We start from the raw sequence: 23,584 nt of genomic DNA, 5'->3' as shown, positions 1-23,584 counted from the left end.
TTGCGTATTATCAGCTTCAAACAAGTTATTTATTCAGTTTAAATTAAGCTAATCGCTCTAATCTAAAACTACGGTATAACCGTAGCAAGCAAAGCAATACTTTAGCCACATTCTCCAGATGTGGCTTTTTTTATCCAAAAATTATCAATGATCCTTTTTAGATACCCTTAATTTTTTATGGAATATGGGGGCATATTCATAGTGTTATGCTAAAAATATTGGGAATGATCTTTTATCGGCCTTTCGAAATACGTTCTTCGATGGCAAATTTGAGTAAAGAAGCACTGCGGTAAAAACCATGTGCGAACTTACCAAATGGCATGGTAATAAAAAACGTCATGACCGTGGCTAAATGGAAAATCAGTAAAAGTGCCATGTAAGGGGTATTACGAAATACCATGAGAGCTAAGCCTGAAGCACTGACTAAAATTAAAAGGAAAATAAAACCTCGATCTACAGGTTTTTGCTCACGGTCACCATGTAATGGATGGCGTTTAAGGTTTAAATAAAGCAAACCAGATGGTCCAATCACTAAGCCAAACCCACCCAACGTACCCAAAATAACAGGCAAGCTAAAGATAGGGTAAGGCGCATGCAGATTAAGGAAATAGTGATATAAAGTCGCTACACCTGTGGCTGCAAAGCAGAGCATAAAGCCATAAAACGTTAGGTGATGAAAAACGCGGCGGATTTGTGTGTAACGGTCATCTTGTTCATTACAGCCTTTGCCATGTCCACCGTCTAAATATTTAAGCGTTAAAACATTTTGAGAGGCTTGAATAAGGTCTGGTTTTTCAACTTTGCCGTGAATAACTTTAGACGTCTGCCGCCAAAATTTACTAATCCCGATGCCGAGTAAAACAATGGCAACTGTAAAAGTCGCTCCAAACAATAGAACTAAAAAGTTATGCGGGAAAATCGCATAGAAATTACCTTGATAGCCTGCAAATAGGTCGGTGCCTTTGTACCAAACTACAGCTAACATGCATAAAAAGAAAATAACTGATAACGCCGAAACAAAAGGAATCCCAACAGACTTATAAAGTCGGCCTAAAGGCTGCGGGGTCGCAAACTCTTGGTATGTTTCCAAACGTACTTGCGCCATTGCTTTTGGAATGTTTACACCAAACTCGTGCGGCGGGGCATATTGGCAAGTATGTAAACATGCACCACAGTTATGGCAAAGGTTTGCGAGGTAATGAATATCGGCTTGATTAAACTCAAGACGCTTGGTCATCGCCGCAAATACAGCACAAAAAGACTCACAGTAGCGACAAGCATTACAAATCTGTAAGGCTCTTTGAACTTCTTGTTCATGGTCAGAGAGCTGAACAACTGGAATTAGGGCTTTAGTACTAGCATTCATGTTCAACTCCTTGTGAAAGTGCATAGTGGGCTGCATTTTTTCCGGCAATGCGTCCAAAGGTTGTGCCAATCGACATACCAACGCCTGCGGTATAACCCTGACCGAGTACGTTACCTGCCATCATTTCACCAGCGACAAACAGGTTGCGGCTGGCTTTATCGTTAAAACGCACAGCAGCATCATCTTCGACTTTTAAGCCTAAATAGGTAAAGGTAATGCCGGGTTTAAGCGCATAGGCATAGAACGGCGGGCGATCGAGAGGAACCGCCCAATGGGTTTTGTTGGGAACAATATTTTGAGTAGTGCAGTCATCTAAAACGGTATGGTTAAATGTGCCTTGTACGCAGGCTTGGTTAAATTCTTCTACGGTGTGACAGAAGGTTTTTACATCTAGTCCGATTTTTTCGGCCAGTTCTTGAATGCTATTTGCTTTTACACCCGCAAACACAGGTGGCATAAAGCGCCCAATCGCTTTTGAATCAATAATCGAATAGGCAATTTGCTGAGGTTGTTTGGCAACAAGGCGGCCCCAAATCGCATAACGTTTTGGCCAGAAGTCTTCGCCTTCATCGTAAAAACGTTCGGCTTTGTTATTGACCACAATACCCAATGAAACGCAGTCAATACGGGTACAAATACCGCCGTCATATAACGGTGCTCGTGCATCTACAGCGACGCAATGCGATTGTGATGGATCACCAATAATATCGGCGCCTTGATTTATCATAAATTTGAGTAAGTTGCCCTGATTAAAGCGGGTTCCGCGAATAATGAAATTATCGGCAGGCCATTCGCCGTTTTCATTTTGTCCCCATGCTTCTCTTAACCATTCCAGATTTGATTCAAAACCACCTGCGGCCAATACACAGCTTTTCGCTTTAAACACACGGCCATCTTCCGCAATTGCAGCTTCAAAATGTCCTTGGTTTAACTTTAGATCTTTAATTTTTGTGTTGTATAAAATATCAATGCCAAGCTCTTGGGCACTACGGTAATACGCATTAATGAGGGCTTTACCACCACCCATAAAAAAGGCATTGGTACGTGCAACATGCAAAGCTCCCGATAGTGGCGGCTGAAAATTCACCCCGTGTTTACGCATCCAGTCACGACAGGTCGCCGTGCTACGAATAACCAGACGAGCTAAGTGCTCATTAGTTTTGCCCGCAGTGACTTTAAGTAGGTCTTGCCAATATTCTTCTTCGGGGTAGGCATCAACCAATACATCTTGAGGAGCATCATGCATGCAACGGAGGTTACGAGTGTGTTGTGAGTTACCACCACGCCATTCTTTAGGTGCTGCTTCTATGACAAGCACAGACGCGCCACTTTCTTTTGCTGTGAGTGCGGCACACAGTGCGGCATTCCCACCCCCAATTACAATCACATCATGCATGGATTTCTCCCTTTCTCAGCTAAGGCTAATGTAGCTTTAAAAGGGAAGAGGAAGTGAGAGGCTAAACTTGAATGGGTGTTTAGTAAAAATAAACACTAAACGTTTAAGTATTTATGAGTTTCGCACCAGGCCAACGCTTTTCATTAATCAGATTGGTCACACAAGCACGAATCACCACTTTGGTGGCTAAAGTAGCAGGCGAGAGTTCCTCTTCAGACAGACTAATTAAATAGTTAATGCGTTCAATAGCAGGTTCTATAACGCGTAGCAAACACAGGTCTTGCCTTGAGTTTAATGAGGCACCCGCAGGTTGGATGGTCGCCATTTTGAGTTGGCTAATGCTTTCCATTAGCAAGTGCAGTCCATCAATTTCATAGGCCACTTTAAGCTGATGAATTTTCTGTTCGAGCAACAAGCGCAGTCCATGTCGCTGGCTTGGTAAAATTAGCGGAAGTTCTTTTAGCTGTGAATGGGTAATCGTTTGAGTGTCTATACAGCTTTCAAGATGGTACTGACTCAGCACTTCTTTAGGCGAGATCAAAAACATCTGTTCTTTGACTAAAGGCTGTATGGCCCACTGTGGGTCGACATCGTCACTAAAGATGATGGCAACATCGAGCTGCCTTGCATTAACTAAGGCCTTCAGGTCACCTGATAAGCCTTCAATTAAACGGACTTTAATGTCGGGATAACGGTTTCTCATGAGTTTTAAAAAGTGCGTGCCAATAACCGATGCGACACTTGGGGAAAAACCGACAGTGACATGACCACTTAAACGTGAAGAGTGTGCAGAGTCTACGGCATGGTCTAGGTGCCTAAGCGCAAGTTGAACTTGTTGAAAAAAAGCTAAACCCGCAGGGGTGGGAACTGTACCCAAAGCAGTACGTTGTAAAAGGCGAATAGAAAGCTCACTTTCTAATTTTGAGATTTGCTGACTTAATGCAGAAGTTCCAATATCGAGATTTTTTGCAGCTTTACCCAAGCTTCCTGACTCGATCACTGCAATAAAATACTTTAATTGTTTGAGTTCCACGGCAAGTACTACATTGACCTTTATTGGTTATTCTACACTGGTTTATCGCTATACATTTTGTTCTATTACGCTGAGTAAACGACCAACAGAGTAAAGGCAACAATCACCTTAAGACGTTGCCTTTTAGAGCTTTTATTGTTTAACCTGCTCAAGACCCTGTTCTTCAATAATTTGTGTGGCTTGAGGCGATTTCACAAATTGAATCAGTTCTTTTGCGACTTTTTCATGTTCAGAGTTTTTACCAATGCCCGCTGCAAATACAGTGACTTTTTGATAAGGCGCAGGAATTGGACCGACTAAATCAACTTGACCATATTGGCCAGTAAAAGGTTTGATTTCACTAATTTGCTGGAAACCAATATCAAACTGACCTTCAGCAATACGTTTTGCAACGCGGTCGCCTACCACTTTTTCTGCTTTACCAGAAATCACTTTGTACTCGACAGGTGGGAAGCTTGGGAAAACATCTTTTTCAAGATGCGTGCCGCTCGCACTTGCTGAATAGCCGATGTGCTTAGCATTTAATAAAACTTTTTCGAATTTTGCCGCAGAGCTAATATCTGGTTTTGGTGCACCTTTAGGCACAGCCATGCCGATGCTTGAATTGACTAAAGCACTTTGTGAATTTGGGTCTACGTAACCTTTTTCTGCAAGCTTGTTCAGTTCAGGAGCAGCCAACACCACCACATCAAAATGTTCACCATGATCGAGACGGTTTGGAATAGCAGTTGGCGACGCGCCCATAGATGAACCAGATGAAAGGTGAACTGTGTGACCAGTTTGTTTTTCAAATATTGGAATGAGTTTTTCCATAGATGAATAAAAACCGCCTGAGCTAATTACTTCGAGGGTATCTGCGTTGGCAAGCGTTGAGCCTAAGCCTGCACCAGCTAGGCAAATGGTCATGAAGATAGGGGACTTTTTCATAGTACCTCACTTGAATTGCAAGAACGTACAGTACGTAGACTGATGATCTGTCGTACTGTTCATTAAAACTAAAGGTGTAGTGGAGTTACGCGCTCACCTTAGCTGGTTCAACAATCGGGTCAGCATTCTTCTGTTTCGAACTGCGACATGAATACAGGCTTGAGACTAAGCTACATACCGCAGCGAGCATCAGCCAGAAAGCAGGGGTACTTGGATTGCCCGTATGTTCGACCAGGAATGTACAGGCCATTGGAGTCATACCACCGAAAATAGCGGCGGCAAGGCTAAATGCTAAAGAGAAACCAACTGTACGGACTCGTTTAGGCATCACTTCGGCAAGTGTTGCAACCATGGTGCCGTTGTACATACCAAAGAAGAATGAGAAGTAAGCAAGCGAGATAATCAGATTGGTAAAACTAATGTCACTGACTAACCAGCTTAAAACTGGATAAGTTGTAAAGATGGCAAGGGTTGTAATGCCGACTAACACTGGACGACGGCCGATTTTGTCTGAAAGCAAACCACCCATTGGTAACCAGAAGAAATTTGATAAACCCACAAATACGGTTGCTAACAGACTATCAGTGATAGACATTTCTAAAGTACGTTTTGCATACACAGTGGTGTAAACCGTAATGAAATAGAACGTGGTTGTGGTCATGGCACTCATCATCATGCCCGCAAGTACGATGCGCCAGTTGCTCGCAAGCGTGCTGAAAATTTCTTTAGTCGATGGATGAGTTTTTTGCGCTTTAAAGTCTTCAGTTTCCTCTAAAGTACGACGGAATAAGAAGATTAAAGGAATAATCAAACAGCCAATTAAGAAGGGAATACGCCAGCCCCATTCACCCACTTGAGCAGTCGTTAAGATAGTGTTTAGCCAATAACCCAGCAATGCCGCAAATACAACTGCAATTTGCTGGCTGCCAGATTGCCAGCTTGTGATAAATCCACGGTTTTTATCTGTTGCAATTTCAGCGAGATAAATCGATACACCGCCAGATTCAACACCTGCCGAGAAGCCTTGTAATAGACGACCAATCACCACCAGAATTGGCGCAATAATACCAATGGTTTCATAACCTGGTACAAAGGTAATCAGAATCGTTCCGATGGCCATCAGACTTAAGGTCACGATTAAGCCTTTACGGCGTCCCACTCTATCAACATAAGCACCTAAAAAAATAGCGCCGAGAGGACGCATAAGAAAGCCCGCAGCAAATACGGTAAATGTCATCATTAAAGAGACATATTCATTTTCAGAGTGGAAAAATTTTGCTGCGATATAAGTGGCATAGAAGCCAAAAAGAAAAAAGTCGTACTGTTCTAAAAAGTTGCCACTCGTTACATTTAATATTTTTTTAAAAGTAGCCCTGCGATTATTTGTAATATCCATTAGAGACCTCCTTGGCCTAGCAAAATGGAAACATTCACAATTTTCAATATTGGAAAAAACAGATCGGATCAATCAACCATTCATAGAAATGGATGGGAAATGAGATCTAGCGCTATCCGTTGCAGAAAATGTGATGCCTTGTTTCCAGTTAAAACTACACATCTAAACTTTGATAAATAGAAATCCACTTATCTTTCGGAAGAAAATGTAATCGCAAAAAGCAGAGGAGAGTGAGAGGGCAAAAGTAATGAGGTATTTAAAAAAATTAATGACCTTTTATAAAATAATTTCAGAACACGGCCAAATCTGATTTTGGATTAGTTCTTTCACGCATGCTTTAATCGCTGCTTTTGCAGCAAGTGCCGCTGGCGATAGTTCTTCTTCAGCTAGGCTGACTAAATAATTAATTCGTTCTACTTCGGGGTCAACCAGTTTGAGTAATTGAATCTGGTGTTTATATTCTTGTAGGCAGGCACTCCCAGGGCGAACACTTGCAAGATCAAGATGAATCAAGCTGTCCATGAGTAAGTGTAGGCCATCAATTTCATAGACGACATTGAGCTGTCCTATCTTGTGTTCGAGCAGTTTTCTTAAGCTATGGCGCTGACGTGGCAGTACTAATGGAAGATCTCCAATCTGTTGAGACTGAATAATTCCACTTTTAATACATTCAGAAAGACCATATTTTTCCAGCACTTCCTTGCGTGCCATTAAATACATTTGCTCACGTACTAATGGTTGTATTGACCATTGCTTATCAATTTCATTGGTGAAAATAATGGCAATATCAAGCTGACGCGAATTAATGGACTGAATTAGATTTCCTGACAATGTTTCCACAATTTCGAGACGAATGTCTGGATAACGTTCAGACATTAATTTCATTAAAGGAATGCCAATTAAAGCGGTGATTGTTGGTGGAAAACCAAGGCTGACATGACCAGAAAGCCGAGCAGAATGAGCAGCATCAATCGCAAAGTTAATTTGACGCAAGATGAGTTGAGAATGTTTTAAAAAGGCCAAGCCCGCAGGGGTCGGTGTCACACCAAAGGCATTACGCTGTAATAAACGAATACTTAATTCTTGTTCTAACTTACTGATTTGCTGGCTAATTGCCGACGGCCCGACATCAAGTTTTTGAGCAGCTTTACCAATACTGCCTGCTTCAACAACCATCGAAAAATACTTTATTTGTTTGATTTCCATGGAGATATATTCTTCTGTATGTAGATGTCAGATTATTCAGTAGCGCAATTTAATGAATATGATGGATGTTATCAATGTTATTGGAAAAAATTTATATTAAGACTTTACAGTGTTGGATGACAAGCAATCGAGTTACTTGTTTTAAGGTCATGGCAGAATAGATAAAAGCATTCTGCACTCTTTTAATTAAGCATGAATAAATTTTTATTTACGCAAAATTTACGTTTTCAGGTTTTTTCAATATAGAGAATTTACGTCCCTCATTTCCATACTGATGTTGACCAATTTTTAAATGGCATCTGCTATGTGGGAATTTATTTCTGTATTTGTCCTTTCCTTGTTGCTGGCTTATCCGCTCGGTGCTTATCTTGCCGATGTGATGCAAGCAAAACCAATGAAAAGCGACCGATTGTTTAACTGGATCGAGCAGCCAATTTATGCCGTACTTGGCGTACAACGCCGTGGTATGAACTGGCGCCAATATCTTGCTGCTTTTATCTTTAGCAATATTTTTCTGCTTGGTGCAAGTGTCACAATCTTGATGACACAGGCATGGCTGCCTCTGAATCCCGATCATATTCCGAATATGAACTGGGATTTAGCTTTGCATACCACGATCTCATTTTTGACCAATACCAACCAGCAACATTATTCAGGGCAGGCTCAACTGTCTTATCTATCACAAATGACCGTGATTGTCGGCTTGCAATATTTATCACCCATAATTGGTCTGGCCTTATTGGTCGCTATGTTAAGGGCTTTATTCCTGCAATCGGGTCGTGGAGAAGGAGCGAATCAAAAAGACTGGGATACGATCAATCTAGGTAATTACTGGATGGATCTCATTCGACCATTGTTTAGATTCTTTATTCCACTCGCTTTAGTTTTTTCTTTGCTGCTGACTTTTCAAGGTGTGCCAGCAACCTTTTCTGCTGGACCAATAGCGCAGGTCTTAGATCAAAGCGCTGAGGTACAAACACAACATATTCCACTTGGTCCAGTTGCACCCATGGTTGCCATTAAACAGCTGGGCAGTAACGGTGGCGGTTGGTATGGCCCAAATAGTAGTGTGCCTTTAGAAAACCCAACACCGTTGTCCAATGTGATTGAGATGATTGCGATCTTACTGATTCCGTTGTCAGTGGTGTTTATGGTTGGACGCTTTATCCAACGTAAAAAACTGATGTGGATGATTTTTGGCAGTATGTTGTTGATGTCATTGATTTCCTCCTCATTGGCTTTCTGGACTGAAAAATCATCTTTAATTGCTAATGCAGCCTTGATGGAGGGTAAGGAAGTGCGTTTTAGTGCGGATGCATCAGCACTTTGGGCAAGTCTCACCACACAAGTGAACAATGGTTCAGTCAACATGATGCATGACTCCGCCTCACCACTCACAGGTTTGGTTGAACTGTGCAATATGCTGATCAATGCCATCTGGGGCGGGATTGGCTGTGGTTTATTACAGTTCTTTATTTATCTATTTTTAGCAGTATTTATCGCGGGCTTAATGACGGGGCGGACCCCTGAATTATTTGGCCGAAAAGTAGAAGTCACTGAAATCAAGCTTTTAGCTCTTGTGATCTTATTACAACCCATGGTGATTCTTGGTTTGACTGCGATCGCAATCGCATTTCCTGCGCTGACAGGCAATTCCAATCCAGCATTTCATGGGATTAGCCAAGTGTTTTATGAGTATGTTTCCGCTTATGCCAACAATGGCTCTGGTTTTGAAGGTTTAGGCGATAACACCTTGTGGTGGAATCTGAGTGCCAGTGTCGCTTTATTGGCAGGCCGTTATAGCGTGTTAATCATCCCTGTTTTAATTGCGGTCAGCTTAGCAACCAAACCTCAAGCCGCGGAAAGCAAAGGTTCTTTACACATCGAATCACCTACATTTGCACTGACCTTAATTGGGATCGTGTTGATTCTCACCTTATTACAATTCATGCCAGTGTTGGTGATTGGACCAATTGCTGACTATCTGTCTATCAAAGTTTAAGTGTGGAGCAAGCTCAATGAAACATTCAAATGCGACACAACAGATGGATATTTTGAATAAAGAAATCCTTCAACAAACCTTTTATAAACTATTACCGCAATATGCATTTAAAAATCCAGTCATGGCGTGTGTATGGATGGGCACACTCTTAACCATTGCAGCGACCTTGATGGGAAGTACCAGTTTAGGTTTCGGTTTAGTGTTGAGCTTGATTTTATTGGTCACTGTATTATTCGCCAATTATGCTGAAGCAGTTGCAGAAGCTAAAGGACGTGGACAGGCAGCATCCTTACGCCAAGCGCGTGAAAATTTAACTGCTAATCGGATTACCGATCTGGATGCAGCGCCGATAATCATCTCTGCAAACCTACTCAAAAAAGATGATTTAGTCATTGTCAAAGCTGGTGAAATTGTCCCTGCGGATGGGGAGATTATTCAAGGTTTCGCGACCATTAATGAGTCTGCGGTGACTGGTGAGTCTGCACCTGTATTGCGTGAAGCCAATACGGATCGTTCAGGTGTTATTGGGGGAACCAAAGTTTTATCTGATGAAATTATGATTCGGGTCAGTAATGAAGCGGGACATAGCTTTCTAGACCGTATGATTGCATTGGTTGAGGGAGCCAACCGTCAAAAAACACCGAATGAGATTGCACTGAGTATTTTACTCAATATCATGACCATTACCTTTATTGTGGTGGTCGCGACCTTACCCTTTATCGGGGCAATGGTCGGGATCAAAATCAGTCTAGTCTTGTTGATTGCTTTACTGGTGTGTTTGATTCCAACCACGATTGGAGGATTACTACCAGCGATAGGGATTGCAGGCATGAACCGCGCTTTAAAAGCCAATGTTCTCGCCAAATCAGGTAAGGCCGTCGAAGTTGCTGGTGATATTGATGTGCTGCTATTAGATAAAACAGGCACGATCACCTATGGAGACCGCCAAGCCACTGCATTTTATCCTTTGGCTGGCGTAAGCCCAAGTGAGTTACGCCAAGCCGCAATGTTAACTTCTTTTGCCGACCCAACTCCTGAAGGGAAGTCGGTAATCAGTCTTGGGAAAGAATTGGGTGAAAGCATCAAAGAACCAACAGGTGCAGAATTTATCCAGTTTAGTGCCGCAACACGTTTATCTGGTGTGGATTTAGTCACAGGGCAAAGCATTCGCAAAGGTGCTGTGGATGCGATTCTTAAATTTACTAACCAAGACATCAAGGATAACGTTGAGCTTAAAACCCGAGTAGAACAGGTTGCATCGAAAGGTGCAACACCACTCGTTGTTGCTTCGAATCACAGTATTTTAGGGGTGATTGAACTCTCAGATGTGATTAAACAAGGGATTAAAGAACGCTTTGCACTATTACGCGAGATGGGCATTAAAACCATTATGGTCACAGGGGACAATCCATTGACTGCCGCTGCGATTGCAGCTGAAGCTGGGGTGGATGATTATATTGCTGAAGCACGACCTGAAGATAAACTGGCCTGTATTCGTAAAGAACAAGCAGCTGGTAAATTGGTGGCGATGGTCGGTGATGGAACCAATGATGCGCCTGCTTTGGCTCAAGCAGATATTGGTTTAGCCATGAATTCAGGCACCCAAGCAGCCAAAGAAGCAGGCAATATGGTGGATCTTGATTCAGATCCAACCAAACTGTTGGATGTCGTGGAAATTGGGAAGCAGCAATTAATCACCCGCGGTGCATTAACCACCTTTTCTTTGGCAAATGACGTGTCTAAATACTTTGTGATTTTGCCCGCTTTATTTTCCGTGGCGATTCCGCAACTGGGTGTACTGAATATTTTGCAATTGAGCAGTCCAAGCAGTGCTGTGATTTCAGCCTTGATCTTTAATGCGCTGATTATCCCGATGCTCATTCCATTGGCACTAAAAGGGGTGCAGTTTAAGCCTGCCAGTGCTTTGCAATTATTACGCCGTAATATGTTGATCTATGGTGTTGGTGGAGTGATTTTCCCTTTTATTGCGATCAAGTTGATTGACCTTGTTGTGTCGTTGTGGATTTAGGAGAAAGAAATGAATACCTTAGAAAATCTACCCTTATCAACCGAAATCCAGTCTGCACTACGTCCAAGTATTGGTTTGATCTTGGTTGGCTTTTTGATTGCAGGCGTGTTGTATAGTGCGGTAAGTCTTTCCATTGCTCAATTGGTCTTTCCAAAGCAGGCGAATGGTAGTTTGATTGAGCTGAATGGAAAGATTGTAGGTTCAAGTTTAGTTGGGCAGAATTTCGTGAGTGAGCAATATTTTCATGCTCGTCCGAGTGCGGTGAGTTACAGTGTAGATGGGATGGCGGGAAGTAATTTGGCGGTTTCTAATCCTGTTTTGCAAAAACAAATTAAAGAAAGAACAATGCAATTTGCCCAGAATAATCATATTTCAGAACAGCAGGTACCAAACGATATGGTTACGGCATCAAGTAGTGGGATTGACCCAGATATTTCACCTGACAGTGCCTTGTTGCAAGTGAAACGCGTGGCACAGCAACGCCATTTGTCAGAGTCACAGGTCAAAAAATTAGTACAGCAACAGATTCAGCCTGCACAGTTCGGTTTATATGGACAGGCGCGAGTCAATGTTCTACAACTGAATCTGGCCCTAGATCAATTGTCATCGACCACACGTTGATAGAGCGTAATTATGCAGATCGACCGTAATAACAAAGCTGATGCATGGCTGGCACATAGTCAACGTGAACAGTCTGGACGTCTGACCATTTTCTTGGGGGCTGCGCCTGGTGTAGGGAAAACCTATGCGATGCTGACCCGGGCACATGAGTTGATGCAGCAAGGGCAACAGGTTGTGGTTGGATTGGTTGAAACCCATGGTCGATCTGATACCGAACGTTTGATTCAGGGGCTAAATGTTATTCCTCGAAAGACGGTGGAATATCAGGGGCGAATGCTGGAAGAGATGGATCTCGACCAAATTCTCAAGCTGAAACCTGAAATAGTGCTGGTTGATGAGTTGGCACATCGAAATGTACCGAATAGCCGGCATGAATATCGCTGGCAGGATGTGAATGAATTATTAGATGCCGGTATCGATGTCTATAGCACCTTGAATATTCAGCATCTGGAAAGTCTCAATGATGTGGTGTATCAGATCACGGGGATTCGGGTCAGCGAAACCGTACCCGATGCGTTACTAAAACGTTTGAAAGATATCCGTCTGGTTGATTTGCCCGTGCCTGAGTTATTAGAACGAATGAAGCATGGCAAGATTTATTTGGCCGATGTTGCACCACATGCACTGCAAGGCTTTTTTAAACCTGCCCATTTGACTGCCTTACGTGACTTGGCGATTCAAACGGTGGCAGGACAAGTTGAGATTGATTATCGGGAAAAGTTTGTCACCCAAGGACAGATCATTCCGATTCAGAATCATGTCATGTTGGCGATTGATGGTTCTGCGTTTTCGGAGGACTTGGTACGACGCGCACATCGTATTGCAGAACGACGCAATGCAACCTGGAGCGTGATTTCGATTCAAAAGAGTCAGACTTCAAATACCCAATCCTTTGCGGTGACTAAGGCATTTAATCTGGCACGTAAACTGGGTGCGGATACCTATTTGCTCTATAGCAATCATATTGCAGCGACTATTTTACAGGCAGCTTATGATTATGGAGCATCCAATATTCTGCTTGGCAAAAGTCCTCAAAAATCATTATGGCAACGGTTGTTCTCAGATCATATTGCCGATCAGTTGTTAGAAAAGCAGCATCCTTTTGAAATTACGTTTGTTCAACCTTTAAAGGCTAAAGATCACGCAATTAGGCCACAGGAACAGAGTGAGCATTCGTTCTGGCCGAAGCAAGCACTGAATTTTCATCCGCGTGAAATGATTGAAAGCATTTTGATTGTGTTGCTGGGTTTAATCGCGGCAACGGTGAGTGATCATTTTATTGGTTATAGCGAATTGGCTTTAATCTTTGTGGTCACGGTACTTGTGGTTGCAATGCGGGCAAGGATGTTTATCACGATCATAAGTGTTCTGATTTGCTTCCTGCTCTATAACTACTTATTTATTGAACCGCGTTTTACCTTGCGAATTAGTGCCGAGCGTGGGGTGATAACGATGGTTATCTTTATTATTTCAGCTTTGCTGGTCGGGCGTTTAGCCAATCAGTTACGCGCTCAGGTATTGAGTTTACGTGCAGCAAATTCTATTTCCGTACAGCTTCAGGAGCTGGAGCGAAAATTATCAAGCTGTGTTGATCTTGAGCAAGTTTTGAATGTCGCCAAACAACATTTAGAAAGTTCTTTAAATGCGCTGGTCTGGCTTAGAATCGGAACACAAGAGTCGGGAGCGGACGCTCTATTCAATGAAAAAGATCAGATCGCGGCAAACTGGACACAGAAAAATGCCAAGCCTTGCGGGCGCTTTACCAATACTTTGACTCAATCCGAATGGTGGTTTAATCCGCTGAATCTGGTGGGGGGCTTTGGTGTGATTGCGATACGCTTTCAGCAAAATGCAGAAAACATCAGTTTTGAACAGCAACGTCTGGCTGAATTGATGATCGATGATATTGCCCAAACGGCTTCGCGGGTACAGTTAGCTTTGCAACTGGAAAACTCTCGTGTGGTTGCTGAAACTGAAAAGTTGCGTTCTGCATTACTGTCTTCGGTCTCACATGATTTACGTTCGCCTTTAGCCGCGATGATTGGTTCTGCGGATACGCTGAAATACTACGGCGAACAGATGCCTGAACAAGATCGCCATGAACTGTTAGATACCATTCATGTCGAAGGTGAACGCTTGGATCGTTATATTCAAAATTTACTGGATATGACCCGCTTGGGCCATCAAGGTTTAAGCTTAAGCCGAGACTGGATCGGAGTTGAAGAGCTGATTGGATCTGCCACACAACGTCTGAAACGCTATCAACCCCATGTGAATATTGATGTGTCCTTAACCGAGGATTTACCTCAGCTCTACGTGCATCCAGCTTTAATTGAACAGGCGATTTTTAATGTATTGGAAAATGCGGCCAAGTTTTCACCTGATGATGTACCCATCGAAGTAACAATTAAAAAAGAGGATAATTTCCTGCAAATTGATATCGTCGATCAAGGTGTCGGGATTCCCGAAGATGAACGCGAGCAAATCTTTGATATGTTCTATACCATGCAACGTGGAGATCGTGGTAAAACAGGAACGGGTCTAGGGCTTGCCATCGTAAAAGCCATCATTGGGGCGCATATGGGCAGTATAGAAGCTTTAGCTGGAACTCATGTTCAAGGCACTTTAATTAGAATACGCTTACCACTTCATCAGGATTAAAATCATTATTTATGCCGCAAACATTAAATCAGCATGCTTCTATTCTCATCATTGATGATGAACCTCAAATTCGGAAATTTCTGGATATCGCCTTACGTGCGCAAGGGTATTCGGTACATGTCGCTGAAAATGGGATGAAGGGGCTGGAGAGTCTGGCGACGCGTGGTGCCGATCTGCTGATTCTGGATTTGGGTTTACCCGATATGGAGGGGCAGAAGGTTTTAACCGAATTACGGCAATGGTCAGATATTCCTGTGATCGTATTATCTGCACGGCCCGATGAAAATCAGAAAATTAAATTGCTGGATGCAGGTGCAAATGATTATGTGACCAAGCCCTTTAGTATTCAGGAACTGTGTGCCCGTATCCGTGTGATGTTTCGCAATAAACCACAACATGCAGAACAAAATACGGTATTCAACGATGGTCAGCTTTGGGTGGATGTGGCAGAACATAGTATCACCTTGGCGGGTGAGGAAATTACCTTAACCAAGAAGGAATTTCAGTTATTAGCCTTGTTGATTCGTCATCAAGGCAAGATTGTGACCCAAAAACAAATCATGACTGAGTTATGGGGGATTACCCATGAAGAAGACACCCATTACCTGAGAATCTTGGTAAAAAAACTCAGAACAAAAATTGGGGATTCAGCGCTGAGTCCAAAATATATTTATACGATAGCAGGTGTTGGGCTGCGTTTTCTGGGCTGATTTTTTAACACATCATAAATGACTTTGATCCTGTGTGAATGGATGAGCAGGGCGGGCAAACTTTGTCTAATTAAAGTCGATGGACGAGAGGAAAAATTTACGCAAATTTTACGCCTGTCACTTTTTAAGATTATTAAAATGCGATTTTGGAGATCGTTATTATGGGTAGGTGAATGGGTTTCTTTAATACGGACAGTCAAAGCAATCATTTCCATAACATGGTTCTAAATCAAAAAAGCGTATTTACAGGTTACAGCACTGAAGTCCTGGTTGAAAAATATCCCGTAAAGCCTGCTGAAATACAAAAAATAATTGTTCAGATTTTAAAAGAAAGAGGATACACCTCGATAGAAATACAGCAGATGCTTAAGTTGCAAAGAGCTTAGCGTTGCAGAGTCTAGAGCAAAGAACTGAGCTAATTTAAATCACGCATTGTTAAAAATGTTGCCCGCCATAACATGATATAGAACATTCATTATGCAAAGTACTGTAAAAAAAGCTGCCTTGCCAGCGACTGCATTAGCAGCCTTAGGCGTGGTCTTTGGTGATATTGGAACCAGTCCTTTATATGCTTTAAAAGAGTCTTTTCATGCTGCGCATGGTTTAGCGATTCAGCCTGAAAATGTATTGGGCATTCTCTCGATTATTTTCTGGTGTTTAATGCTGATTATCAGTACTAAATATATTGCAATCGTGATGCGTGCTGACAACAATGGCGAAGGTGGCATCATGGCTTTACTCGCCTTGAATCTGCGTAAAGCTAAAATTACAGATCATAAAAAGATTTATCTGATTGCAATTGGTTTTATCGGTGCTTCTTTATTTTTCGGCGACGGTATTATCACGCCAGCGATATCCGTGCTTTCGGCAGTTGAAGGTTTATCTATTGCCACGAATGCGCTTGATCCTTTTATTATTCCCATCGCGCTGGTGATCGTGATTACATTATTTTTAATGCAAAAACATGGTACCGCTTTTGTGGGGAAATTCTTTGGCCCAATTACGCTAGTCTGGTTTCTCTCGCTGGGGTTGCTTGGTATTGCCAGTGTGATACAGACGCCGTTAGTGCTTGGGATGATTAGTCCGCATTGGGCGATACAATTTATTTTTACCCATCCTGTACAGTCTTTTTTTATTATGGGCGCCGTGGTCTTAACCGTGACTGGAGGCGAGGCACTCTATGCCGATATGGGACATTTTGGCCCTCAACCTATACGGTTGGGATGGTTTAGTGTGGTACTTCCATGTCTGGTTTTAAACTATGCAGGACAAGGTGCATTACTATTGCGTAATCCTGCTGCCATTGAAAATCCTTTTTATTTGCTGGTGCCGAGTTGGGCGTTATATCCCATGATTATTCTAGCGACAATGGCTGCGGTGATCGCTTCGCAGGCGGTTATCTCTGGTGTATTTTCTTTGGCGCGTCAGGCCATACAATTGGGGTATTTACCGCGCTTAAGTATTAAGCATACCTCTGATTTAGAGGCAGGCCAGATTTATGTGCCTTTTCTAAACTGGTTACTTTTAGTCGCAATCGTGGTGCTGATCTTGATTTTTCAAACCAGTTCCAACTTAGCCAGTGCTTATGGTCTGGCGGTCACCTTGACCATGTTGTGTGATACGATTTTGGTTGCGGTCTTTATTTACTATGCATGGAAATGGAGCTTGCCAAAAGTTCTACTTTTGATTATTCCTTTCTTCTTGCTGGAATCTGTTTTAGTCGCGGCGACATCTTTAAAAATGTTCTCGGGCGGTTGGGTACCTCTTCTTATTGGTGGTATTGCAATAACAATATTGATGACGTGGAAACGAGGGCGGGAGCTTACTTTTGCCAAGCTTGAGCACGATACATTGTCACTGGAATTATTCGTTAAAAGTATCGGGAATAGTGTACTGCGCGTACCTGGTGATGCTGTATTTTTGACGGGGACGCCAAACGTAGTTCCGCATTCGATGCTGCATAATCTTAAACACAATAAAGTCTTGCATGAGCGTAACATTCTCGTGACAGTCGTGGTGGAAGATATCCCTTTCGTCTCACATGAAGAACGTATCAGTGTTGAAACTCTGGATGAGCATTTTTATCGTATTAAGATTTTCTATGGGTTTAAAGATGAACCTAATGTGCCGCAAGCATTGGTTCAGGCTTATGAGCAATTAGAGTTTGAATATGATGTGATGCAAATCAGTTTCTTTATTTCACGTGATCGTATTGTACATAGCGTCGGGGATGGTATGTCACCTTGGCGTGAGCGCTTATTTATTTCGATGCAACGTAATACCAGTCCTGTTAGTGATTTTTATCAAATTCCAACCAATCGTGTCGTGGAGTTGGGAAGCCAGATTGAAATTTAATTGGTGATTTAAATAGTTGCTTCAACTGCATCATGCGTGGTGCAGTTTTATTCTTTTTTATAGATGAGAAAATCTCGATATAAAATATTGTGTTTTAGGCGCTAACGTATTTTCTAAGCTGTTATACGGAAAAATACTGATAACAAAACATTGGTTGAAAAACAGGCTGATTAATTTTATTTTTTTATTAAAAAGGAGTGAATTATGAAATATTTTTTATTGGTGGTGACGTTGCTAGGCAGTGTGGGTCTTACGGCTTGTGCTGTACATACGCGTGAGGGAAGTATCGTTGTTGATCCTGAAGGCCGACTCAATGATGGGCGCTACTATGACGGGCATGGAAATGGTCGTTTCTGTCCTCCTGGACAAGCCAAGAAAGGCAACTGTTAGTATATTTTAGCGAATTAATTAGCTCATCTAAGGATGGGCTTGTTATTTTTATATTGATTTTAATTTTTGATATTCCGCTATAAAAATTGAGTGACGTAAATTGTCATAAACAGACAGAACCGTATAGACAGATCAACACTATAATTTGTAAAATGCACTAAATTTAAGCGTAAGCCTATAAGAAGATGTTGAACAATATATTTCAAGCCTTAGACAGCTTAGGGCTTACTGCACAAAAACGCGCCTTACATATTTTATTTTCAAATTCAGATTTAAATACGCAAGTCTTCCTGCAGCGTATTGATGGGCAACACCAAATCAATGCTGGTGTGAAAGCCGAACTTATCTGCCTCTCAACCAATGCCACCATTCCCCTCAAACAATTCATTGGTAGTCAGGTTGCTGTTGATCAGGTCACAGATACAGGGCAATTGTTCCGTACTACAGGTATTATTACCCAAGCGTTACAGGGGCAATCAGATGGTAGTCTGACGGTCTATAAACTGACTTTAGAAGACCCGACTGCACTGTGGAAGCATCGCAGAAACAGCCGTGTTTTTATGGCAAAATCTGTGGTCGATGTGGTTCAGACCATTTTTAAAGAATGGCAGGAAAGAAGCCCATTATTCGCTTCCAGTCTGACTTTGGACTTAACTGGACTCAGCCAGCAATATGATGTCCGCCCATTTATCATGTCCCAAAATGAAAGCGACTATGATTTTCTAACGCGATTGATGCGTAGTGAAGGCATTAGCTGGCTAATTGATGAAGCGCAACTGACGGTACCGAATTCAAGTAGTGCCATTCAGCCGCAGCGATTGAGACTGATTGATGACAATGCTCAGTATCAGGCTTTAGATCGACGTAAAGTACAGTACCACCGTAGTAGTGCAACGGAACAATTCGATTCGATTACCAGTTTTATCGGCAATCGTTCCTTACAGCCGACTTCTGTGTATGTGAACCGATGGCAGCCTGATGCTTTAGATATGGATGAAGGCACGGGTTCAGTTCTCACCACCCAGCAGCATTCAGAACAGCATGATGCAACGAGCTTGGGGCTGGAAGATGCATGGCATTTTACCCCAGCATGGATGCAAGACCTGAACAAGGAAGATGGTGCAACGCCTTCAGGTAATCAACAGGTTGAACGTTTCAATCAAAATCTCAGCCATTACCATAATGCACAGGCCAAGCAATTCATTGCCCAATCGACTCTACGTGATGCACAAGTAGGTTACTGGTTTGAATTGAATGATCATCCCGAAATTGATCAGCATGATGGGGCAGACAAAGAATTCCTGATCACAGGCAAGCATTTCTATAATCAAAACAATCTGCCTAAAGATTTACATCAACAAATTGATCAGCTATTGGCACAGAGTCACTGGCAACCTAAACAGTTCAATACAGGTAACACAGAAGAACGTCAAGCCAATCAGCTCACACTACAACGCCGTCAGATCAAGATCGTTCCAGAATACAATCCACAGCAGCATCGTCCCGAAGCTCATCCGCAACGGGCAAAAGTGGTCGGGCCAAGTGGTGAAGAAATTCATGTCGATGAATGGGGACGCATTAAAGTTAGATTCCTGTTTACCCGCACAGATGATCATAGTCATGATGGTGGCGCAGGTGCCAATGACAATGATACTGATTCTGCATGGATCGATGTACTGACGCCGTGGGCAGGTGAAGGCTACGGCGCACGTTTCTTGCCACGTATTGGTGAGATCGTAGTGATCAACTTCTTTGATGGCAATATTGACCGTCCCTATGTGGTCGGACGGATTCATGAAGCACAACGTAGTCCGACCAAGTTTGACAATTCAGGTAAGCTGCCTGATACCAAAAAACTGGCAGGGATTAAATCTAAAGAATACCAAGGCGAAGGCTTTAACCAACTGCGTTTTGATGACACTACGGGTCAGATCAGCGCGCAACTACAAAGTAGCCATGCTGCTAGCCAACTGAATCTCGGTAAACTGAGCCATCCCAAAGACAAGGCTGAAAGTGAAGATCGTGGAGAAGGCTTTGAACTGCGTACTGACCAATGGGGGGCGGTGCGTGCAGGACAAGGCTTACTTGTTAGCACACAAAAGCAGGATCAGGCACAGGGTGAGCATCTGGATGCACAGCCAGCCAAGCAACAGCTTGAAGGCAACCAGAGCAATGCCAAAGCATTAAGTGAAGTTGCCAAGAATCAGCAAACGGATGAAATTGAATCATTAGAACAGTTAAAAGACTTTGCTGATCAGATTCAGGACAAGATCGCAAAATTTGAGAAAGCACTATTATTACTCAATTCACCTGCGGGAATTGGTCTGAGTACTAGTGAAGATATTCATCTTTCTGCGGATGGACAGATCAATCAGATTGCGGGCGATAGCATTAACCTAAGCACACAAAAAAATCTGGTTGCCCATGTCCAGAACAGGATTAGCCTGTTTGCAGCACAGAATGGGATCAAGCAAGTCGCTGCTAAAGGTAAATTTGAAGTGCATGCCCAATCGGATGGGATAGACTTGCTTGCCAAGCAAGGGATTCAAATCATTTCCACCGAAGACCGCATTGAAATTACCAGTCCTAAAGAAATTGTATTTACCGCGCAAGGTTCGCAACTCAAGCTGAATGGCTCTGGAATTTTTCCTGTGACAGGGGGCAAATTTGAGGTGAAGGCGGGGCAGCATTTGTTTATGGGTGGGGCGAAAGCAAATTCAGTATTACCTCATTTACCTGTGATGAATTTAAAACCTGATGATTTGGTTCTGGAGTATTTACATAGTGATGGTTCGCCTGTTAAAGGCGCTGACTTTGAAGTCTTACTTTCAGATGGATCTATACGAAAAGGAAAATTAGATGCATTGGGTAAAGCTGTGGTGAGTGGTGTTCCCGCAGGCAAAGCCAAAATACAGTATGGAGAAGACCAAAGTAAGGATGAATACCCATCTGCGGAAATTGATGATTGGTTTTTAGGTTCTGCTTCAGATAGTAGTAAAGAATAAAAATGAGAGAATAAGATGTCAAACCCTCAAAACCAACAGTTCTGGAATCAAATTGCGAAGCGCTCAACTGAAATTCAGCAAGATTTTTGGTATGGCGCTGAAAAGTTAGCGAAATATTTGAGCGATAACCCTGCTCAATATAGTCGCTATATGACTTATGACACGAGCAAGCCCGATCCGAGTTGGCCTTGGTGGAAAACAGCATTATTTTATATTGGACAGTCTCAATATAACCAAAGTGTGACAAGTTATAATAGTAGCCAAATTATTTTAGAAAAGAGTAGTTGGCTATGGGGGATGTTACAGGGGGATTTTAATAAAAGTCCGTCGATGTCTCAATTAATAGTTGGTGGCTTAATCAGTTTAATTCCTGTTGTTGATCAGGTTTGTGATGTTCGTGATTTAATTGCGAATAGTATTACCTTATCTGATGAAAAAAGTAGAAACACAGAGAACTATATGGCACTTGCACTTACTTCTATTGGAGTAATTCCAGAGGTAGGTTCTGCTATTAAGTCTGTTGTTCAGTTAAGGAAAGCAAAGGATTTCTCCAAAATAAAGTTATTTAAAACGATGGAGCACTATGAAGAAGTCCTTAGTAAATTTAAGGTGAATTGTCCTTGGGGCAAAGCACCAGAGGCATGGTTAAGATCTAAGCCTTGGAAGGCGATGGCAACTCGAGCTTACAATGCATTAAAAAATAATATTAATCGTATTTTGACCGTCATTAATGAGTGCTTAAAGAAATTTAATGGTGCTTTGAGAAATGCCTTGGTTCGATTCCAAGCAACTTTGAATCACATTCTTAAAACGATTAAGCAATATATTGATAAGCTTTGTGATGAAGTCGAAAGGGCAATGGCAAGTATCTTACCTCAACCACCACTAGCGATGGCAGGGGCTGGAAATGCTGGAAGGCATAATACTCCAACAGGGCGTTATGAAGCGAATGTTGGCTCGGGTAAGAAAACAGAAACAACTCATCGACAAAAGAAAGAAGCACCACCGCCTCCGAGGAAAATGAAACCTAAGCATGTAGTAGAACCATGTTTGGAGCCTAAAAAAGGGTTGAAAAATAGTTGGGGGAAAAAGACGGGTAAATCACAAACAGAATTAGATGCTGAGTTTGATCGTCAATTAAAGCGGCAAGAAGAGGGACTAAATCGTCTTACGGTAGATGAATATGAACAAAATCGTGATATTTATAAAAAGTATAAAAGGGCGGGTACAGGTCCAGAACAGCAGAAAATCCGTGAGGATATGCGTAGACAATTAAGGGCCTCTGAAATGGGTAAATTAGCAAAAGAACAACCTGGATTATCTCCTGCAAAAATGAGAACCTTAGCAGAAGATAATGCTAATAAGACTCTTGAGGGATTGGATGTATTACATAATCCAGATATGCAATTAGGCGGTTTTGATGTCAAATATGACCCGAAAAATCCACCAACACTGGACGATTTTGGATATGGAGGTGTAAACCGTTCAATTGGATCGCAAATGAATGCTCATAAGCGTCTAGCAAGCATGGATGCTGCTGCGGCACAAGCTAAAGCCAAAGGAATGGGTAAAGATGCTATGGATGTTGAATTAAAGCGTTGTAAATAAGAGAGCTTAATAATATGTTACACCCTGATTATGAAAAAGATTTTAGAGAGATGTTTGGTGAGCCAATTGATAAAGTTGAGGTAACAGATGAGCTTATAAAAAAATATCGTGGCAAACTACCTGAAAGTATCTTGGAGCAGTGGCGAGTTATTGGTTTTGCTGGGTATTTAAATGGACTCTATTGGATTACAAATCCTGATGATTATGAAGAAGTCATTTATGATTGGTTGGAAGATACACCTTTAGTCGATGATGATGTTTATTATGTATTGGCACGCTCAGCTTTTGGTGAATTATTACTCTGGGGCGAAAATAATTTTTATAGATATTATATAAAGCCGATGGAAGGTATTTTACATGATACCGAGGAAAAAACGGAAACCGCAGAATTCTATGGGGACCTATTTTTTTTCTATTCAGATAAAGACTCATTAGATCATATTGATAAAAATGGGAAAAAGTTATTTGATCGTGCGGTGAAAAAACTTGGTGTTTTAAAGGCAGATGAAATGTATGCTTTTGAGCCTGCACTTGCTTTAGGTGGTGAAGAGTCTTTAAGCCATTTGGCAAAAGTTAATTTACCAGTCCACATGAAATTATTAAAGCAGGTAACGCCACTTCATCTAAGGGATTTTGGAGATCTTTCTACTGCACTCTATGGCGTTTCATACAATGTTGATGAATTAGTAAGTCAAGATTCTATAAAGCAGGAGTCGGTAAAAGCAGGGGATATTTGTCCAAAATCAGGATATTGGTTTACTGTTTCTCAGGAAAATTCTCGTCGATACTTTAAACAAGGAGATGTGTTGCCTGAAATTAAAAATCAGGATTGGGGCGAAGTATATTGGCAGTTTGATGGTGAGTAATGATCATATTGAA

Annotated in this window: 17 protein-coding genes; 11 read left to right on the top strand and 6 right to left on the bottom strand. The window is 42.1% G+C overall.

Annotated elements, in window-relative coordinates:
- Window positions 1-232: 232 nt before the first annotated feature.
- The 6 genes from tcuB to AWW72_RS18500 all read right to left on the bottom strand — a co-directional run bounded on the left by tcuB (window position 233) and on the right by AWW72_RS18500 (window position 7,324).
- Window positions 233-1,366: a tricarballylate utilization 4Fe-4S protein TcuB gene (gene tcuB / locus AWW72_RS18525; protein ID WP_062848305.1), complete on the bottom strand. Its 1,134-nt coding sequence runs from the start codon at window positions 1,364-1,366 to the stop codon at window positions 233-235.
- Entirely contained in the window at window positions 1,356-2,762 is a 1,407-nt protein-coding gene (gene tcuA, locus AWW72_RS18520) for an FAD-dependent tricarballylate dehydrogenase TcuA (protein WP_062848304.1), read from the bottom strand. The genes tcuB and tcuA overlap by 11 nt, the downstream gene beginning before the upstream one ends.
- 103 nt (window positions 2,763-2,865) lie before the next feature.
- Window positions 2,866-3,795: a LysR family transcriptional regulator gene (locus tag AWW72_RS18515; RefSeq protein ID WP_062848303.1), complete on the bottom strand. Its 930-nt coding sequence runs from the start codon at window positions 3,793-3,795 to the stop codon at window positions 2,866-2,868.
- 132 nt (window positions 3,796-3,927) lie between these two features.
- Window positions 3,928-4,722: a substrate-binding domain-containing protein gene (locus AWW72_RS18510; protein WP_062848302.1), complete on the bottom strand. Its 795-nt coding sequence runs from the start codon at window positions 4,720-4,722 to the stop codon at window positions 3,928-3,930.
- Between the two features lie 85 nt (window positions 4,723-4,807).
- Entirely contained in the window at window positions 4,808-6,118 is a 1,311-nt protein-coding gene (locus AWW72_RS18505; RefSeq protein ID WP_062848301.1) for an MFS transporter, read from the bottom strand.
- Window positions 6,119-6,394: 276 nt separating this feature from the next.
- Window positions 6,395-7,324: a LysR family transcriptional regulator gene (locus tag AWW72_RS18500; protein WP_062848300.1), complete on the bottom strand. Its 930-nt coding sequence runs from the start codon at window positions 7,322-7,324 to the stop codon at window positions 6,395-6,397.
- Between the two features lie 304 nt (window positions 7,325-7,628).
- Here AWW72_RS18500 and kdpA point away from each other — a divergent pair, with 304 nt between their 5' ends.
- From kdpA to AWW72_RS18445, 11 genes are all read left to right on the top strand, one after another.
- Window positions 7,629-9,326: a potassium-transporting ATPase subunit KdpA gene (gene kdpA / locus AWW72_RS18495; protein ID WP_062848299.1), complete on the top strand. Its 1,698-nt coding sequence runs from the start codon at window positions 7,629-7,631 to the stop codon at window positions 9,324-9,326.
- Between the two features lie 16 nt (window positions 9,327-9,342).
- Complete coding sequence (gene kdpB, locus AWW72_RS18490; RefSeq protein WP_062848298.1) at window positions 9,343-11,355, top strand: potassium-transporting ATPase subunit KdpB; 2,013 nt, start codon at window positions 9,343-9,345, stop codon at window positions 11,353-11,355.
- 9 nt (window positions 11,356-11,364) lie between these two features.
- Window positions 11,365-11,976 carry a potassium-transporting ATPase subunit KdpC gene (gene kdpC, locus AWW72_RS18485; RefSeq protein WP_062848297.1) on the top strand — a complete coding sequence of 204 codons (612 nt, stop codon included), beginning with the start codon at window positions 11,365-11,367 and terminating at the stop codon, window positions 11,974-11,976.
- A 12-nt stretch (window positions 11,977-11,988) separates the two neighbouring features.
- Window positions 11,989-14,637, top strand: coding sequence for an ATP-binding protein (locus AWW72_RS18480; RefSeq protein ID WP_062848296.1), 2,649 nt, complete (start codon window positions 11,989-11,991; stop codon window positions 14,635-14,637).
- An 11-nt stretch (window positions 14,638-14,648) separates the two neighbouring features.
- On the top strand, window positions 14,649-15,347 hold the full coding sequence (locus tag AWW72_RS18475; protein ID WP_062848295.1) for a response regulator: 699 nt from the start codon (window positions 14,649-14,651) through the stop codon (window positions 15,345-15,347).
- A gap of 173 nt (window positions 15,348-15,520) precedes the next feature.
- Window positions 15,521-15,733 carry a hypothetical protein gene (locus tag AWW72_RS18470; RefSeq protein ID WP_032810794.1) on the top strand — a complete coding sequence of 71 codons (213 nt, stop codon included), beginning with the start codon at window positions 15,521-15,523 and terminating at the stop codon, window positions 15,731-15,733.
- A gap of 91 nt (window positions 15,734-15,824) precedes the next feature.
- The gene (locus AWW72_RS18465; protein WP_062848294.1) at window positions 15,825-17,702 is read left to right on the top strand and encodes a potassium transporter Kup; all 1,878 of its coding nucleotides are present in this window, start codon (window positions 15,825-15,827) and stop codon (window positions 17,700-17,702) included.
- A 204-nt stretch (window positions 17,703-17,906) separates the two neighbouring features.
- Complete coding sequence (locus tag AWW72_RS18460; RefSeq protein WP_004773573.1) at window positions 17,907-18,092, top strand: hypothetical protein; 186 nt, start codon at window positions 17,907-17,909, stop codon at window positions 18,090-18,092.
- A gap of 185 nt (window positions 18,093-18,277) precedes the next feature.
- On the top strand, window positions 18,278-21,097 hold the full coding sequence (locus AWW72_RS18455; protein WP_062848293.1) for a type VI secretion system Vgr family protein: 2,820 nt from the start codon (window positions 18,278-18,280) through the stop codon (window positions 21,095-21,097).
- Window positions 21,098-21,112: 15 nt separating this feature from the next.
- On the top strand, window positions 21,113-22,705 hold the full coding sequence (gene tafE / locus AWW72_RS18450; RefSeq protein WP_062848292.1) for a type VI secretion system effector DNase TafE: 1,593 nt from the start codon (window positions 21,113-21,115) through the stop codon (window positions 22,703-22,705).
- Between the two features lie 14 nt (window positions 22,706-22,719).
- Window positions 22,720-23,571 carry a type VI secretion system immunity protein, TaeI family gene (locus tag AWW72_RS18445; RefSeq protein ID WP_062848291.1) on the top strand — a complete coding sequence of 284 codons (852 nt, stop codon included), beginning with the start codon at window positions 22,720-22,722 and terminating at the stop codon, window positions 23,569-23,571.
- The last annotated feature ends 13 nt before the right edge of the window (window positions 23,572-23,584 follow it).

It is taken from the genome of Acinetobacter sp. NRRL B-65365 (assembly GCF_001605865.1).
GTDB lineage: Bacteria > Pseudomonadota > Gammaproteobacteria > Pseudomonadales > Moraxellaceae > Acinetobacter > Acinetobacter vivianii.
Note: the sequence above shows the minus strand (reverse complement) of the source record. Positions and strands in the feature narration are given on the sequence as shown.

Coding starts and splice junctions, on each gene's coding strand:
- AWW72_RS18480 (WP_062848296.1), top strand. CDS start 11,989: ATGCAGATCGACCGTAATAACAAAGCTGATGCATGGCTGGCACATAGT.
- AWW72_RS18505 (WP_062848301.1), bottom strand. CDS start 6,118: ATGGATATTACAAATAATCGCAGGGCTACTTTTAAAAAAATATTAAAT.
- AWW72_RS18500 (WP_062848300.1), bottom strand. CDS start 7,324: ATGGAAATCAAACAAATAAAGTATTTTTCGATGGTTGTTGAAGCAGGC.
- tafE (WP_062848292.1), top strand. CDS start 21,113: ATGTCAAACCCTCAAAACCAACAGTTCTGGAATCAAATTGCGAAGCGC.
- kdpA (WP_062848299.1), top strand. CDS start 7,629: ATGTGGGAATTTATTTCTGTATTTGTCCTTTCCTTGTTGCTGGCTTAT.
- AWW72_RS18455 (WP_062848293.1), top strand. CDS start 18,278: ATGTTGAACAATATATTTCAAGCCTTAGACAGCTTAGGGCTTACTGCA.
- AWW72_RS18475 (WP_062848295.1), top strand. CDS start 14,649: ATGCCGCAAACATTAAATCAGCATGCTTCTATTCTCATCATTGATGAT.
- AWW72_RS18465 (WP_062848294.1), top strand. CDS start 15,825: ATGCAAAGTACTGTAAAAAAAGCTGCCTTGCCAGCGACTGCATTAGCA.
- kdpC (WP_062848297.1), top strand. CDS start 11,365: ATGAATACCTTAGAAAATCTACCCTTATCAACCGAAATCCAGTCTGCA.
- kdpB (WP_062848298.1), top strand. CDS start 9,343: ATGAAACATTCAAATGCGACACAACAGATGGATATTTTGAATAAAGAA.
- tcuA (WP_062848304.1), bottom strand. CDS start 2,762: ATGCATGATGTGATTGTAATTGGGGGTGGGAATGCCGCACTGTGTGCC.
- AWW72_RS18470 (WP_032810794.1), top strand. CDS start 15,521: ATGGGTTTCTTTAATACGGACAGTCAAAGCAATCATTTCCATAACATG.
- AWW72_RS18460 (WP_004773573.1), top strand. CDS start 17,907: ATGAAATATTTTTTATTGGTGGTGACGTTGCTAGGCAGTGTGGGTCTT.
- AWW72_RS18445 (WP_062848291.1), top strand. CDS start 22,720: ATGTTACACCCTGATTATGAAAAAGATTTTAGAGAGATGTTTGGTGAG.
- tcuB (WP_062848305.1), bottom strand. CDS start 1,366: ATGAATGCTAGTACTAAAGCCCTAATTCCAGTTGTTCAGCTCTCTGAC.
- AWW72_RS18510 (WP_062848302.1), bottom strand. CDS start 4,722: ATGAAAAAGTCCCCTATCTTCATGACCATTTGCCTAGCTGGTGCAGGC.